The organism is Tenacibaculum aiptasiae, assembly GCF_965221665.1.
Classification (GTDB): Bacteria; Bacteroidota; Bacteroidia; order Flavobacteriales; family Flavobacteriaceae; genus Polaribacter; species Polaribacter aiptasiae.
The window spans coordinates 784,658-799,551 of record NZ_CBDCSN010000002.1; the positions used below are offsets into that span (position 1 = coordinate 784,658).

Below are 14,894 nucleotides of genomic sequence, written 5' to 3' on the forward strand. Positions count from 1 at the left end.
TAATATTATTGAACATTAGTAGGCTCTGAATCAGATATAATTTGAGGGTAACTACTCTTTATATCTTCTACCTTTTTTCTTAAGGATTGATCTTTCCTAGCACTATCTTTAAAAGCTTGTTCTAGCTCTGTAAAACTTATTCCATATTTTTCCTGACATAGTCTGTTACGTAATATAGTATATGCTTTTAATAATTCATTTTGAACACTAACATAAATACCATACTCAGTACCTCTATCACTCTCTACGGAAATAACTGCCTTATTTGGATGATCTGAAGACGCTGGGTCTTTTTCTCCTTTACAGTAATCACAAGGTGCTCCTGCATCTTTTCCAGGCATTGGATTACCAACACCTCCACCGTTATCTATAAACTTTAAAGCTGCATTTCTTAAATCCTTCAACTCCATAACTTCATCTTCTACGAACAATTCATTATTTCTGTTAATAGTGATTTGAAAAATATTTTTCTCTTTAATTTTAGGTGGTTCAACTTCTGTTTTTTCAGCTAACTTCTTAGGGATACCTGAATCGACATCCATAGTAGTTGTTACAAGGAAAAAGATTAGTAGCAAGAATGCAATATCTGCCATCGAACCTGCATTAATTTCTGGGTTTTCTCTTCTTGCCATAATTTTTTATGATTTAATAATTCCTTTCAATAAATCCCATATAAAGAATACACTAGCGATAGCTCCTAAAAACACACTATAAGTGATTCCTGTACCAACCCATTTAGAAGTACTTCCAGCTGGAGACAATTCTGATCCATCAGATGCTAATACTTGTCCATCAGATGCCATAAAATAAGAAATAGCAAATACTACTCCTAAAGCTACAAGTCCTAATAATGTTTTCTTTAATGCTGCAGGGTTTTTAAACATCCCCCATAAAGAAGCAACAATAGCTACTACAACTACTCCTATTAATAACCATGTTGAATAAGTAACTAAAGGCCCAACAGCACTAGAAAGTGCTTCGAGATTTTCTTCATCTATTCTAACAACGTTTACAAATAACCCCGCACCAATAATTGATATTAAGGTTATAAGTAATGTTAATACTTTATTATTCATATGATTTATTATTTTTTATACTTAGCTAATAAGTCGATTAAAGAAATTGAAGCATCTTCCATGTTGTTTACGATACTATCAATTTTAGATACGATATAGTTGTAAAAAATCTGTAATATAATTGCTACGATAAGACCAAATACTGTTGTTAAAAGTGCAATTTTAATACCACCAGCAACTGTTGCAGGAGAAATATCATTTTGTACAGCAATAGTATCAAATGCTTGAATCATACCTATTACAGTTCCCATGAATCCTAACATTGGTGCTAATGCAATAAATAAAGATAACCAAGAAACGTTTTTCTCTAATAATCCCATTTGAACTCCCCCATATCCTACTACAGCTTTTTCAGCAGCTTCTAAACCTTCATCTGCTCTTTCTAATCCTTGGTAAAAGATAGATGCAACAGGACCTTTTGTATTTCTACAAACTTCTTTTGCAGCTTCAACACCACCTGAACTTAAAGCATCATCGATACTAGCAACTAATTTCTTTGTATTAGTTGTAGCCATGTTTAAGTAAATGATTCTTTCAATAGCAATAGCTAAACCTAATATTAAAGCTACTAATACAATCCCCATAAATTTAGGATCTCCTTCAATAAAACGTTGTTTTAACTCTTGGTGAAAAGTTTTGTCCGCTTCAGCTGCCTGAGCATAAGTTGACTGAATAGCTCCTAAAAACATAAATCCTGTAATAGTTAGGATATTTACTACTTTTTTCATTTTGTTATAATTAATTTTAAATAGTTAACGGTTTAAAAATACAAATTTTACTGTGAACAACTTAATTTTTTATTAATAAGTAATTCTTTTCTTGTACTTATTACACTTTTTTATTTTTTCAGAGTGCCAAGTAACAAAAAATTGTTGGGACATTAAAAAAAAACAGTAGTATTTATATACTTACGGCTCATTTTTATTCTTTTAACTACTATTTCAAGTAGTTATAGCGGTAAATTTAACGATTTATTTACAAATTAGTTAATTTCTCCTCTTAAAGAAGTTTCAAAATAGTGTTTAAATTCGTCTTTTGATAACTTCTCTCCTAGTAAATACATCATTTTTGCTACCGCTGTTTCGGTTGTAATGTCTTTTCCATCAACAATTCCAATACGTTTTAACTCAGAACTAGTTTCATAATGCCCCATGATAATGCTACCTCCAGCACACTGAGTTACATTCACAATGTAAACTCCTTTATCAACAGCTTTTTCTAATAAATCTATAAACCACTTTTGTGTAGGTGCATTTCCAGAACCATATGTTTCTAAAATAATACCTTTCAAATTAGGTATATTTATAAAACTTTTTACAACCGACTCTGTAATACCAGGAAATAACTTTAAAATAGCGACATTATTGTCTAATTTCTTTCTAAAAACTAATTTCTCTTCTTTTTTATTAGGTTTTAATAAAAGAGAATAATTAAAATTTAAGTGAACTCCACTTTCTGCTAAAGGAGGGTAATTCATGGAAGCAAAAGCCTCAAATTGCTCTGCATTAATTTTCGTTGTTCTGTTTGCCCTATACAACTTATATTCAAAATACAAACCTACTTCCTGAATAACAGGCTTATTATTTTCATATGTAGAAGCTACTTGTATAGAGGTAATTAAATTTTCTTTTGCATCCGTTCTTAAATCTCCTATCGGCAATTGAGATCCAGTAAAAATGACGGGCTTTTGTAAATTTTCAAACATAAAACTAATAGCTGATGATGTATACGACATCGTATCAGAACCTGTTAATACTACAAATCCATCAAACTTGTCATAGTTATCAGAAATAATTTCAGCTATATTGATATAATAATTCACATTCATGTTTGAAGAATCAATAGGTTCTTCAAAAGATATAGTAGAAATATCACAATGTAGTTGTTGTAATTCTGGAATCTTATTTGAAATTTGACTAAAATCAAAAGCTTTTAATGCTCCTGTATTATAATCTTTAACCATTCCAATAGTTCCCCCTGTATATACAATTAAAATCTTAGGCTTATTTGTCATTTTGACATCTTATATTATTAAATTCTAAAATGGAATAATTTATGTTGTAAATTTATCGAACAAAAATGACACAAAAATTTTAAAACAATACTATATTATGTTAGGTTTTTATGCAATAATTGGTGTTATTACATTATTTAGTTGGCTAGTAAGTAATACGCTACAAAGAAAGTTTAAAAAATATTCTCAAGTACACTTAAGAAATAGGATGAGTGGTGCTGAAATAGCTGAGAAAATGTTAGCCGATCATGGAATTTTTAACGTAAAAGTAATTTCTACTCCTGGTAGACTCACCGATCATTATAATCCTGTAAACAGAACTGTTAATTTAAGTGAGGCTGTATATAATCAAAGAAATGCTGCCGCTGCTGCTGTAGCTGCACACGAAGTTGGTCATGCTGTACAACATGCTCAAGCATATCAATGGTTACAAATGCGTTCAAAACTTGTACCTATAGTTAGCATTTCATCACGATTTTCTCAATACATGGTTATTGGTGGTATTATACTAGGTGCTGGTGCTGGACAACCAGGCATTGGACAATTAATAGCTGTAGCTGGTTTAATATTTATGGCTTTAGGTACTTTATTTAGCTTCATCACTTTACCTGTTGAATATGATGCTAGTAATAGAGCTTTAGCATGGTTAGAAAACAAACACATAGTTACTAGAGAAGAATTAGCTGGATCAAAAGACGCTTTAAAATGGGCTGCTAGAACCTATTTAGTTGCTGCTTTAGGATCTTTAGCTATGCTACTATACTGGGCGTTAAGAGTATTAGGCAACAGAGATTAACAAAATTATATTTACTAAAACATCAAAAGCTTCGAAATATATTCGAAGCTTTTTTTATGACTTCAGAAAACCATTTCATATCTAATTGCGTCTTTAAGGTTATAGGAAATAAAAATCTATTCATCGGAAAATTAACCCGCTTTATCAGATTTCTATTTTTTAATTTTCAAGAAGAACACACTTTTGAAGTGTTAAATAAAAAAAGATATGAAAGCTATTACTACTATTTTATTTGTATTAATTACCATAATTACTGCCCATGCTCAATACAACATAAGCGGAAAAATTGTTGACAATCAGAAAAAACCATTACCCTTTATTAATGTTATACTTTATAGTGTAGATAATCCTGGGCAACCTAAAGGGACTATTACAGATGAAGATGGAAATTATTCTATAAAAAACATTGAAAAAGGAAAGTACCAAATAACTGTCACTACTTTAGGCTTTAAAAGCGAAAAGGTTGCAGAGTTTCAATTATCTTCTAATAAAACTTTCAACTTCACTTTACAAGAAGAAAGTCAAACTTTAAATGAAGTTGTTGTAAAATCTAAAAGACCTATAATAAAACAAACTGCGGAAAAGTTGGTAGTTGATTTAGAAAAAACCGAAATGGTTAATTCTAACTTACAAGATGTAATGCGTAAAGTTCCTGGGGTATTAGTTACAAACAATGGAATTTCTATTGCTGGAAAAAGCGGGGTAAGAATTCTGATTAATGGAAAAACCACTGAATATATGGATGTTCAGAGTTTACTTCGTGATTTTCCTGCTGATAATATTGCTAAAGTTGAAGTAGTAGAACAGCCAGGTGCCGAATATGATGCTTCTGGTTCAGGAGCTATCATAAACATTATTCTAAAGAAAAATGTTCGTTTAGGTACTCATGGTAGTTTAACTGGATGGATTGGTGAAGATGAAGGTTTTGAATATGGAACTAGAGCTTCTATTGCTAGTTATAAAAACAAATTAAATTGGCAAACAAGTATTAGTCATTCACAGCCTACATGGAGAGATGATTTGTTTTTAGTTAGAACTGTTGAAAACGAAACTTATGATCAAGTAACCAAAGAACCATATAAACCGAACAACCTTACTTTTAGCGGTAACTTAGATTATTACATAAACGATAAACATTCTATTGGAATTGGTGGACGTTGGAACAACAGGAAATCCGACAGAACTGCAACTAGTAAAACCATCATTTCTAGCAGTTTAACAACAAACACTCTTTTTTCAGAAAACACTTTTGACAGAGATAGAATAGATTTCAATATTAACCCATACTATGAATATAAGTCTGATACCGATAAATTATTTATAGATTTTAATTATATCGATTATAAAAATGACAATACCAATACTTTATCTGACGTAGCAGGAAGCACGCTTCCTTTTAAAGACAGAAGATATATACAAGATGGAAAATACACTATTAAAACTTATAAAGTAGATTATAGCAAAACTGTTTCTGATAATTTTAAATTCAGTATTGGAAGTAAATATGCTATGGTAAAAACTGATAGTGATTTACAGTCATTTTTAGAAAATAATTCAAATGGCTTTGATTTAGACCAATCTAATAGCAGTCGATTTTTAGTAGACGAAAAAATATTTGCAATTTACTCAAAAGTTAATGCTACTGCAGGGAAATGGACCTTTTCTGGAGGATTACGTTATGAAGATAGTAACACTGACGGAACTTCTATTTTTTTAAAAAACGGTCAAATGGTAAACGAAGTAAAGAAAAGACCTATTAGCAAACTATTTCCTAGTGCATCAGTTAGTAGAAAAATAACCGAAAGTATTGGAGCTAGTCTATCTTATAGTTATCGAATTAGAAGACCTTCATATAATAGTTTGAATTCATTTGCTACTTTCTTAGATCCTTTTTCAGCTGGTGAAGGAAATCCAAGTTTAAGACCTGCTTTTACAAACAACTATCAGTTTAATTTAACTTATGATGGTCAACCATTTTTTACAGTAGGCTACAGTAAAACAAACGATGTTATTTTCGACTTAATAAAACAAAACAACACAACTGCTCAAATTAGACAACAGGCAGTAAACGTTGAAGATTTTACTAATTGGAACTTTAGATTATTCGCTCCATTGAGTTTTGTTAAAGGTTTAGAAGGTTATACAGGATTTATCGTTAATAAAAACTCTTACAACTCAGCAATACACAATGTAAACTTATCTAAATGGAACTTATTTTGGTTTGCTCAAGCAAACTACAAACTACCTTGGGATGTAAACTTTGAACTTAGTGCTAATTATGGAACTGGTGCCTTAGAAGGCCAAATAGAAGTTGATTGGTTAGCTGGTTTAGACTTTTCATTCGGAAAAAAATTCTTAGACAACAAGTTAAAAGTAAATCTTGGTTTTAATAAAATGTTAGACCGTGGTTTTAATGGAAGAATCGATTACGGTAATGGTACAGCCAAAGTAGAAAGTAATGGGTCGCGTCAAAACATTCAATTGAGATTTGTATATAGTTTTGGATCAAAATTCGGAAAGAAAAAATCAAAACGTAATTCTTCTAGAGATGAAGAAAATAGAATTCAAGACAATAACTAATTTCTTATACTTTTGTTTTTATATGGACATCACAAAATTCATAACTTGTGATGTCTAACTTAAATTTCTATGGATACTAAACTTAATAAATCAGACTGGTTAATTCTCTTTGTTATATTCGGAGCAACTATTATACTTAATTGCTTTGATTACTACAGAGAGGGAAATAAGTTAATTGAATACATTATTGATTTTCCTACTTCCACACTAATTTCTATAACTATAATTCTAATTTTTATTCAAATATTAGTTCCTAAACTATTAATCAAACAAAAAAAGTTTCTTCTTTTTTTTATTATAGCCATATTATTATTAACCTTACTTGGTACTTTAGATAATATTATTGGAAGACTAAGTGCTGGCAAGTCTTTAAATCAAATATCAAATGTTTTTTTGTTTTTACAAAAAGGCTTATATAATGCAACTGACATGGTTGGCTTTCCTTTAGGAATATTATTGATGAAGAAATTCTATGAAGGTCAAAATCAGTTCTTAAAAATAGAAAAACAGCAAAAAGAAAGTGAGTTAAAACTATTACGCTCACAAATAGACCCTCATTTTTTGTTCAATAATCTAAATACACTTGATAGCTTAATTGATTCAGATTCAGAAAAAGCAAAAGAATACATTAATAGATTATCGTTAATTTATCGCTATCTAATTCAAACCAAAGACGCAGAAGTGATGGAACTTTCAAAAGAATTGAAATTCGCTGAAAACTATATTTTCTTAATTGAAACTCGTTTTGGTAATGATTACAAATTCAATATTGAAAAAAAAGTAACTATATCAAACAAATTTATTCCTACTGGTGCATTACAAACCCTTTTAGAAAACGTAGTAAAACACAACAAAGCCAATAAAGAACCTATAGAAACAAACATTACCATAACTGAAGGTTGGCTAACTGTAAAAAACACCAAAACCAATACTCCGAACAAGGAAAGTTTAGGAACAGGATTAGAGAATTTACAAACTCGTTATGAGCTATTATCTGATAAAAAAATAGCTGTAGGAAATAATACTAATAAGTTCATTATATCTATTCCTATCATTAAATTGAGTGATGAAAACTAACAATATGAATATTTTAATTTTAGAAGACGAAATACCTGCTTATCAAAAACTGATAAGTTATTTGAAAGACTCTTTTGGAGAAAATTTTTCTCATGATGTAGCTCGTACAAATTCAGATGGAAAAAAATTCTTAACAGAAAACACTTATGATTTTATTTTATCAGATATTCAATTGTTAGATGGTATTTCTTTTGATTTATTTGATGAACTAAACATCAACATACCTATTATATTTTGTTCTGCACATGACGATTATTTGTTTAAAGCTTTTAACACCAATGGAATTGCTTATATTTTAAAACCTTATTCTAAAAACGATTTTAATAAAGCCATTAACAAATATCAACAGCTATTTAAACAAGGAGATTACAATAAATTAAACCACGAAACCTTAACCAACTTAAAATCTGCTTTACAAGAAGAAAACTATTCTTATAAGAAACGATTTGTTATAAAGAAAACTAAAGGAATCCAACTCTTAAATGTTGTGGATATTAGTTTAATAGAAGCATCAGGAGATTTTTGTATTGCTACCGACTTTAATGGAAAACGTCACAATATCTCTCAAACATTAGGTGGAACATTTAAACAATTAAATCCTACTAAATTCTTCAAAATCAATAGAAGTGAAATTATCAATATAGATTATATCGAAAATATTGAAAATCATTTTAAAAACCGTTTATTAATTAGTATGAAAGGTATTAAAGAAAAACCAATGACTAGTTCTTCAACTACTGCCGATTTTAGAAAATGGTTGGAAAACTAAAAAAGCATCGATTACTCGATGCTTTAATTTTATTTAATCGTTCAGTTTTAAAACTGCCATAAACGCTTGCTGTGGTATTTCTACGTTACCTACTTGACGCATACGTTTCTTTCCTTTTTTCTGCTTTTCTAATAACTTACGTTTACGAGAAATATCACCTCCATAACACTTAGCCGTTACATCTTTACGAAGTGCTTTCACTGTTTCACGGGCTATAATTTTTGCTCCAATAGCTGCTTGAATTGGAATATCGAATTGTTGACGTGGAATTAATTCTTTCAATTTCTCACAAATTCTTTTACCTATAGTATATGCATTACTATCATGCAATAAGGCAGAAAGCGCATCAACAGTTTGTCCATTTAATAGCATATCTACACGTACTAATTTAGATTTTTGCATTCCAATAGGCGAATAATCAAAAGAAGCATATCCTTTAGAAACTGTTTTCAATCTATCGTAAAAATCAAATACAATTTCTGCTAAAGGCATATCAAAAATTAACTCAACACGTTGAGGAGTTAAATAAGTTTGATTTACAATTTGTCCACGCTTTTCAATACAAAGACTCATTACTTGACCAACAAAGTCAGATTTTGTTATAATAGAAGCTTTAATAAACGGCTCTTCTACCCTGTCTAATTTCGACGGATCTGGTAAATCTGTTGGGTTATTAACAATAATAATATCATCAGGATTTTTCTTTGTAAAAGCATGATAAGATACGTTAGGTACTGTTGTAATAACGGTCATGTTAAATTCACGCTCCAAACGCTCTTGAATAATCTCCATGTGTAACATTCCTAAGAATCCACAACGGAAACCAAATCCTAAAGCCGCTGAACTTTCAGGTTGAAAAACTAAAGATGCATCATTCAACTGTAGTTTTTCCATTGAAGCCCTTAACTCTTCATAATCTTCGGTATCTACTGGATAAATACCAGCAAAAACCATTGGCTTTACATCTTCAAAACCATCAATAGTATCGGTAGTAGGGTTTGCAAAATCAGTAATAGTATCTCCTACTTTTACTTCTTTAGCTGTTTTAATTCCAGTAATTAAATACCCTACATCTCCTGTTTTAATTTCTTGCTTAACAACTTGCTCTAACTTTAAAGTACCTACTTCATCAGCTCCATACTCTTTCCCTGTTGCCATGAATTTAATACGTTGGTTCTTTTTAATAGAACCATCTATTACTCTAAAATAAGTTTCAATCCCTCTATAAGAATTGTATACAGAATCGAAAATTAATGCTTTTAATGGCGCATCTGGATTTCCTTCAGGAGCAGGAATTTTATCAATAATTGCTGCTAAAATATTATCAACTCCAAAACCAGTTTTACCACTTGCATGAATTACATCTTCTGGCTCACAACCTAATAAATCTACAATATCATCTGTAACTTCTTCAGGATTTGCTGATGGTAAATCTACCTTGTTTAAAACTGGAATTATTTCTAAATCGTTTTCTAACGCTAAGTATAAGTTAGAAATTGTTTGTGCTTGTATACTTTGCGCTGCATCTACAATTAACAAAGCTCCTTCACAAGCTGCAATAGAACGAGAAACTTCATAAGAGAAATCTACGTGCCCTGGAGTATCAATTAAGTTTAAAATATAATCTTCTCCATTATATTTATAATCCATTTGAATTGCGTGCGATTTAATCGTAATTCCACGTTCACGCTCCAGATCCATATTATCTAGTAACTGATTTTGCTTTTCACGTTCTGACACAGAACCTGTATAGTCTAATAATCTATCAGCAAGTGTACTTTTACCATGATCAATATGTGCAATAATGCAAAAATTTCTAATTTTCTTCATTCGTCGTATTTCTAACTTCTTATAGTCGACAAAGATACTTTATGTAAAATGCATCCACAAATAAAAATTTATTCAATAAAAAAATAAAAAGTAACTTTGCAACATGGTAAAAATTGGAGATATAGAACTTCCTGATTTCCCGCTTTTATTAGCGCCGATGGAAGATGTGAGTGATCCACCGTTTAGAGCTTTATGTAAAGAAAACGGTGCAGATGTGGTTTATACTGAATTTATTTCTTCGGAAGGACTAATTCGTGATGCTGCAAAAAGCGTAATGAAATTAGATATTTACGAGAAAGAACGCCCTGTTGGAATTCAAATATTTGGAGCTAACCTAGACTCTATGCTTAAAACTGTAGAGATAGTTGAAAAATCAAATCCAGATATTATTGATATTAATTTTGGTTGTCCTGTAAAGAAAGTAGTTTCTAAAGGTGCAGGTGCTGGTATTTTAAAAGATATCGATTTAATGGTTAAACTTACAGAAGCTATGGTAAAACATACCAAACTTCCCGTAACTGTTAAAACTCGTTTAGGTTGGGATCATGATTCTATAAGAATCGTTGAAGTAGCTGAACGTTTACAAGATGTAGGATGCAAAGCTATTGCTATACATGGTCGTACTCGTGCTCAAATGTATAAAGGTGATGCCGACTGGAAGCCAATTGCACAAGTAAAAAACAATCAAAGAATGCACATTCCTGTTTTTGGAAACGGTGATGTTACTTCTCCTGAAAGAGCAATGGAAATGCGTGATGAATATGGTTTAGACGGTTGTATGATTGGTAGAGCTTCTATAGGGTACCCTTGGTTTTTTAACGAAGTAAAACACTTCTTTAAAACTGGTGAACACTTAGCAAAACCTACCATAGCACAACGTGTTGAAATGGCTCGTCGTCATTTAGAAATGTCTATTGACTGGAAAGGGGAACGTTTAGGTGTTGTTGAGACAAGAAGACATTACACAAACTACTTTAAAGGTATTCCTCATTTTAAAGATTATCGTATGAAAATGGTTACTTCTGACGATCCTAAAGATGTTTTTGCTACTTTTAATGAAGTGGAAGCTAAATTTGGAAACGCTACTATTCCTGAAATAAAATAAGCTTTATTTCTCAATAAATGCTTTTGATATTCTTGAGCTTGCAATTTTTGCCGCTACATAACCTAGTATTGAAATTGTAAGCATTACTAAGAATAAATTAAACCACCTAAACTCTACGGGATAGGCTAAGGTTTCTGTAATCATAAATAATTCGAATTTTTGCTGAATTAACACCAAAACAATTCCAATTAAAAGCCCAATACCCATTCCTACTAGGGTAAGTAAAAAGCCTTGTAAGACAAAAATTCTTTTTATTTTTTCTATTGTACTTCCTAAATCGACTAAAGTTTTTAGGTTTTGTTTTTTATCAATTATCATCATAATAATTGAACCTATTACATTAAACAATGCAATAGCTATAATCAATGTAAAAATTAAATAAGAAATAAAGTTTTCTGTATTTACTACTTTATAATACACCGTATTTAATTGTGCTCTGGTTTGCACTTTGAAAGCCTCTCCTAAACTTTCCTGTAAACTAGATTGATAGTTATCTAAATCAACACCTTCTTTTAGTTTTAATTCTATAGCCGTAAATTGATTGTCTTTATAATTAAGCAATTTCTGAGCTAGTTCAACTTCTGTAAAAACAAATTTACCCTCAAATTCTTCTGAACCTTTATAGACTCCTATTATTTGAACTGGCACAGAATTAAAAGCATTATTTGGATTCACAAACCCCTTTCCTGGCTTGGGAACCAAGATTTTTAAAGGTTCACCAAAATTCATTATTCCTAATGACAGTTTATACCCAATACCATAACCTAATACGGCTGTATTTCTAAATTCTGGATCTATCCATGTTCCAACTCTTAAAAGAGAGTCTACAGGTAAAATTTGATTATAGTTTTGCTCTACCCCTTTTATATAGGCTATTTGATTTTTATCCTTATAACTTAAGAAAACACGCTCTTCTATCACTTTAGATACAGCTAACACTTCATCGTTTACTATTATTTTTTGATAAATATCATCAGAATACTTAATAGTTTTTCCTTTAACTGCTGATATTTTAATATCTGGATCTGAATCTTGAAGTAAAGAATCACTAAATGTTCTCAATCCTGAAAACCCTGATAAAATTATAAACAAAGCTAAGGTTCCAACAACAACACCAAAAACAGTTATAAAAGTTATAATGTTTATTGCATTGGTGCTTGCTTTCGAAAACAAGTATCTTTTAGCTATGTATAAAGGAAAATTCAACTATTAATAAATCTAAGTAGCAATGTAAACAAATTTATTAACGTTTTTGGCGACGTGGTAAAATCTCTGGATTTTTAATAGGATCGACATCTCCTCCTTTTAAAGACTTATCAATATCTTCAATATAATCTAAACTATCATCTCCAAAAAACAATAATTCAGGCATTCTCCTAAGTTGGTTTTTAGTTCTTTGTGCTAATTCATGGCGTATTAATGGTGTGTTAGATTTAACACCCTCAATAATTTCATCTCTTTTTTCAGAAGGAAAAACACTCAAATACACTTTTGCCACTCCTAAATCAGCAGTAACAGAAACTTTTGATACCGATATAATCACTCCCTTCATTCCATCTTGCGCAGCACGCTGCAAAACATCTACTAAATCTTGTTGCAGTACACCTGCAATTTTTCGTTGTCTATTTGTTTCTTCCATGCTGCAAATTTAGGCATAAATTTACGGAGTGTAAATTTTATTTTTTATAGCGTACATTACTAAGCCTACTCTGTTTCTAACATTTAATTTGGTAAACAAACTATCCCTATAACCATCAATAGTTTTTGGACTTAAAAACATTTTGTCTGCTATTTCTTTATAGGTTAATTCTGAACAGGCTAATTTCATAAAAATAATTTCGTTTTCTTTAAATCGAATAGAATTTTTACCATTTTTACCTGATACTGAATCTAATAATAAGTTTGTAACATTTCTCGTATGAAAGAAACCGTTATCCATCATTTCTAACAGAGCTCTTTCTAACACTTCTTTTTTAGTGTCTTTTAGCAAATAACCAACGGCTCCTGCTTTAAGCATTTTTAAAATAGTACCATCTGCATCTTCTACAGATAATGCCATAACATGTACATGTGGATGATTTTCTACAATCCATTCGGTAGTTTCAATACCATTCATTACTGGCATATTTACATCAACTAAAACAATGTCTGGAATGTTTTTAGGTGATGCAGAGAACTTCTCCGAAACTTCTTTCCCATTTTTACATGTATATAACACTTTAAATTTATCAAAGGTATTTACCATACCTTCAATTGCCTGTGATAATAGAGTGTGATCATCTACAACAACAACTGAATATTTCATAATTACGTAAGTTAGGTTATTATCTTGTTGTGAGGGACAATATAATGAAGGGACAATGTACTACAATTCTTAAATATAATAATTTATTATTAAACTGGTTCCTTTTTGAGGTTCCGATTTAAATTTTGCTTCCGCATTAATAAGCTTTGCTCTCGCTTTAATATTCTGTAAACCAATACCTTTTAATCTTACTTTTTTCATTTCAAAACCAACACCATTATCTTTTGCCTCGATTTCAATGGCATCTTCTTTATAATTTAAAAACACTTCAAGTTTGGTTGCTTTTGAGTGTTTTATCGTATTTGAAAAAAATTCTTGTAGAATTCTGAAGATTATAATTCCATGCTTTTGATTAATTTCTCTTTCTTCTCCTACTACTTCAAAACTAGACTCTATATAATTTAATCTATTAAATCTTCTTAATTCTAGTTCTATTGCTTCTTTTAGTTTTATAGCATTTATAAAATCTGGGTTTATTGATTTAGATAGTGCTCTTATTTCTGTTAAACTTTTAGCTATAGTATCTGCAATCTCATTAATGTTCTCTGGGGAGGCATGTTGCATTTGTATTTTAGCCAAAGTTAAAAGTTGCCCGATATTATCGTGCAACTCCCAACTTATATTTCTTAAGGTTTCTTCTCGTATTTCTATTTGTGTTTCAGCTAATTCTCTTTCGTATCGTTTTCTATTTTCAGCACGTTCTACTAAAAGCTTGTTTTTACGTTGCTGAAAAACAGAAAAAAGAGTCACTAAAAAGACTATTATTATTGCTATCAATAATGTTGCTACTATTAGTATTTCATCTCCTTGTTGCTGCATACTAATCCATAACAGATAAAAAAGTTCATAATTATAATAAAAATATCAAGTAAAAAGAATAATCCTCTATCACTCATATGCTTAATCATTACAAAAAAAGGTATTGTTGGTACATAAAAAACTAAAAAGCCTACAGCCACCCAAAAAGGTAATAGTTTAGAATAGTTTAGAATTTTATTTGAATTCAACAATTCCCTTAAAAACAAAAAAGAATAAATTCCAACATTTATAGATCCTAAAATTATTAGATTATAAAATGCGCTTTGAGGATTAAATAAAGAGATTAAATAATAGATATTAAAAATAGCTCCAAGTATTAATACTGTAGCATTTCCAGTCTTTAACAGTCGATAAAACAATAACGTTATTAAATTAAATTCAAAAAAAGAGTGCAAATAAAACACATAAAATGAACCTTTATTTTTGGTTATTAAAAAATAAGCACCTATAAACTCTACCAGCACAGAAATAATTAACAATGATAATAATATAGTCATGAAACCACTTCTAAACTTTTTATAAA

At 30.3% G+C, this 14,894-nt stretch carries 15 protein-coding genes; 5 read left to right on the top strand and 10 right to left on the bottom strand.

The genetic code is table 11. The features are described 5' to 3' along the window. Positions 1-5: 5 nt before the first annotated feature. The 4 genes from ACOQN8_RS03895 to ACOQN8_RS03910 form a co-directional block, all read right to left on the bottom strand. Complete coding sequence (locus ACOQN8_RS03895; RefSeq protein ID WP_420551679.1) at positions 6-632, bottom strand: ExbD/TolR family protein; 627 nt, start codon at positions 630-632, stop codon at positions 6-8. A 6-nt stretch (positions 633-638) separates the two neighbouring features. Continuing rightward, on the bottom strand, positions 639-1,076 hold the full coding sequence (locus ACOQN8_RS03900) for a hypothetical protein (protein WP_420551680.1): 438 nt from the start codon (positions 1,074-1,076) through the stop codon (positions 639-641). An 8-nt stretch (positions 1,077-1,084) separates the two neighbouring features. Next, a complete protein-coding gene (locus ACOQN8_RS03905; protein WP_420551681.1) occupies positions 1,085-1,804 on the bottom strand; it encodes a MotA/TolQ/ExbB proton channel family protein in 720 nt (239 codons plus the stop codon). Positions 1,805-2,058: 254 nt separating this feature from the next. Further along, positions 2,059-3,090, bottom strand: coding sequence for an asparaginase (locus tag ACOQN8_RS03910; RefSeq protein WP_420551682.1), 1,032 nt, complete (start codon positions 3,088-3,090; stop codon positions 2,059-2,061). 97 nt (positions 3,091-3,187) lie between these two features. On the opposite strand from ACOQN8_RS03910, the gene ACOQN8_RS03915 reads away from it, so the two are divergent. The 4 genes from ACOQN8_RS03915 to ACOQN8_RS03930 all read left to right on the top strand — a co-directional run bounded on the left by ACOQN8_RS03915 (position 3,188) and on the right by ACOQN8_RS03930 (position 8,312). Then, positions 3,188-3,886, top strand: a complete 699-nt coding sequence (locus ACOQN8_RS03915) for a zinc metallopeptidase (RefSeq protein ID WP_420551683.1) — start codon at positions 3,188-3,190, stop codon at positions 3,884-3,886. Positions 3,887-4,093: 207 nt separating this feature from the next. Beyond that, positions 4,094-6,466: a TonB-dependent receptor gene (locus ACOQN8_RS03920; protein ID WP_420551684.1), complete on the top strand. Its 2,373-nt coding sequence runs from the start codon at positions 4,094-4,096 to the stop codon at positions 6,464-6,466. 69 nt (positions 6,467-6,535) lie between these two features. Beyond that, on the top strand, positions 6,536-7,543 hold the full coding sequence (locus ACOQN8_RS03925) for a sensor histidine kinase (protein WP_420551685.1): 1,008 nt from the start codon (positions 6,536-6,538) through the stop codon (positions 7,541-7,543). Between the two features lie 4 nt (positions 7,544-7,547). Continuing rightward, positions 7,548-8,312 carry a LytR/AlgR family response regulator transcription factor gene (locus ACOQN8_RS03930; protein WP_420551686.1) on the top strand — a complete coding sequence of 255 codons (765 nt, stop codon included), beginning with the start codon at positions 7,548-7,550 and terminating at the stop codon, positions 8,310-8,312. 33 nt (positions 8,313-8,345) lie between these two features. Here the strand turns inward: ACOQN8_RS03930 and lepA are convergent, their stop codons facing one another. Further along, positions 8,346-10,142, bottom strand: coding sequence for a translation elongation factor 4 (lepA, locus tag ACOQN8_RS03935; RefSeq protein WP_235273610.1), 1,797 nt, complete (start codon positions 10,140-10,142; stop codon positions 8,346-8,348). A 103-nt stretch (positions 10,143-10,245) separates the two neighbouring features. Between lepA and dusB the strand changes: the two genes are divergently transcribed. Then, positions 10,246-11,247, top strand: coding sequence for a tRNA dihydrouridine synthase DusB (gene dusB / locus ACOQN8_RS03940; RefSeq protein WP_150899877.1), 1,002 nt, complete (start codon positions 10,246-10,248; stop codon positions 11,245-11,247). 3 nt (positions 11,248-11,250) lie between these two features. Here the strand turns inward: dusB and ACOQN8_RS03945 are convergent, their stop codons facing one another. The 5 genes from ACOQN8_RS03945 to ACOQN8_RS03965 all read right to left on the bottom strand — a co-directional run bounded on the left by ACOQN8_RS03945 (position 11,251) and on the right by ACOQN8_RS03965 (position 14,868). After that, entirely contained in the window at positions 11,251-12,453 is a 1,203-nt protein-coding gene (locus ACOQN8_RS03945) for an ABC transporter permease (RefSeq protein WP_420551687.1), read from the bottom strand. A 37-nt stretch (positions 12,454-12,490) separates the two neighbouring features. Further along, positions 12,491-12,886, bottom strand: a complete 396-nt coding sequence (rbfA, locus tag ACOQN8_RS03950; protein WP_235273612.1) for a 30S ribosome-binding factor RbfA — start codon at positions 12,884-12,886, stop codon at positions 12,491-12,493. 21 nt (positions 12,887-12,907) lie between these two features. Continuing rightward, the gene (locus ACOQN8_RS03955; protein WP_255689061.1) at positions 12,908-13,552 is read right to left on the bottom strand and encodes a response regulator transcription factor; all 645 of its coding nucleotides are present in this window, start codon (positions 13,550-13,552) and stop codon (positions 12,908-12,910) included. Positions 13,553-13,621: 69 nt separating this feature from the next. After that, positions 13,622-14,371 carry a sensor histidine kinase gene (locus ACOQN8_RS03960; protein WP_420551688.1) on the bottom strand — a complete coding sequence of 250 codons (750 nt, stop codon included), beginning with the start codon at positions 14,369-14,371 and terminating at the stop codon, positions 13,622-13,624. Next, the gene (locus tag ACOQN8_RS03965) at positions 14,344-14,868 is read right to left on the bottom strand and encodes a hypothetical protein (RefSeq protein ID WP_420551689.1); all 525 of its coding nucleotides are present in this window, start codon (positions 14,866-14,868) and stop codon (positions 14,344-14,346) included. Before ACOQN8_RS03965 ends, ACOQN8_RS03960 begins: the two co-directional genes overlap by 28 nt. Positions 14,869-14,894: the final 26 nt, after the last annotated feature.

What these genes read in the sequence shown, in the direction of transcription:
- ACOQN8_RS03895 (WP_420551679.1), bottom strand. Translation starts at nt 632, where the DNA reads ATGGCAAGAAGAGAAAACCCAGAAATTAATGCAGGTTCGATGGCAGAT.
- ACOQN8_RS03900 (WP_420551680.1), bottom strand. Translation starts at nt 1,076, where the DNA reads ATGAATAATAAAGTATTAACATTACTTATAACCTTAATATCAATTATT.
- ACOQN8_RS03905 (WP_420551681.1), bottom strand. Translation starts at nt 1,804, where the DNA reads ATGAAAAAAGTAGTAAATATCCTAACTATTACAGGATTTATGTTTTTA.
- ACOQN8_RS03910 (WP_420551682.1), bottom strand. Translation starts at nt 3,090, where the DNA reads ATGACAAATAAGCCTAAGATTTTAATTGTATATACAGGGGGAACTATT.
- ACOQN8_RS03915 (WP_420551683.1), top strand. Translation starts at nt 3,188, where the DNA reads ATGTTAGGTTTTTATGCAATAATTGGTGTTATTACATTATTTAGTTGG.
- ACOQN8_RS03920 (WP_420551684.1), top strand. Translation starts at nt 4,094, where the DNA reads ATGAAAGCTATTACTACTATTTTATTTGTATTAATTACCATAATTACT.
- ACOQN8_RS03925 (WP_420551685.1), top strand. Translation starts at nt 6,536, where the DNA reads ATGGATACTAAACTTAATAAATCAGACTGGTTAATTCTCTTTGTTATA.
- ACOQN8_RS03930 (WP_420551686.1), top strand. Translation starts at nt 7,548, where the DNA reads ATGAATATTTTAATTTTAGAAGACGAAATACCTGCTTATCAAAAACTG.
- lepA (WP_235273610.1), bottom strand. Translation starts at nt 10,142, where the DNA reads ATGAAGAAAATTAGAAATTTTTGCATTATTGCACATATTGATCATGGT.
- dusB (WP_150899877.1), top strand. Translation starts at nt 10,246, where the DNA reads ATGGTAAAAATTGGAGATATAGAACTTCCTGATTTCCCGCTTTTATTA.
- rbfA (WP_235273612.1), bottom strand. Translation starts at nt 12,886, where the DNA reads ATGGAAGAAACAAATAGACAACGAAAAATTGCAGGTGTACTGCAACAA.
- ACOQN8_RS03955 (WP_255689061.1), bottom strand. Translation starts at nt 13,552, where the DNA reads ATGAAATATTCAGTTGTTGTTGTAGATGATCACACTCTATTATCACAG.
- ACOQN8_RS03960 (WP_420551688.1), bottom strand. Translation starts at nt 14,371, where the DNA reads ATGCAGCAACAAGGAGATGAAATACTAATAGTAGCAACATTATTGATA.
- ACOQN8_RS03965 (WP_420551689.1), bottom strand. Translation starts at nt 14,868, where the DNA reads ATGACTATATTATTATCATTGTTAATTATTTCTGTGCTGGTAGAGTTT.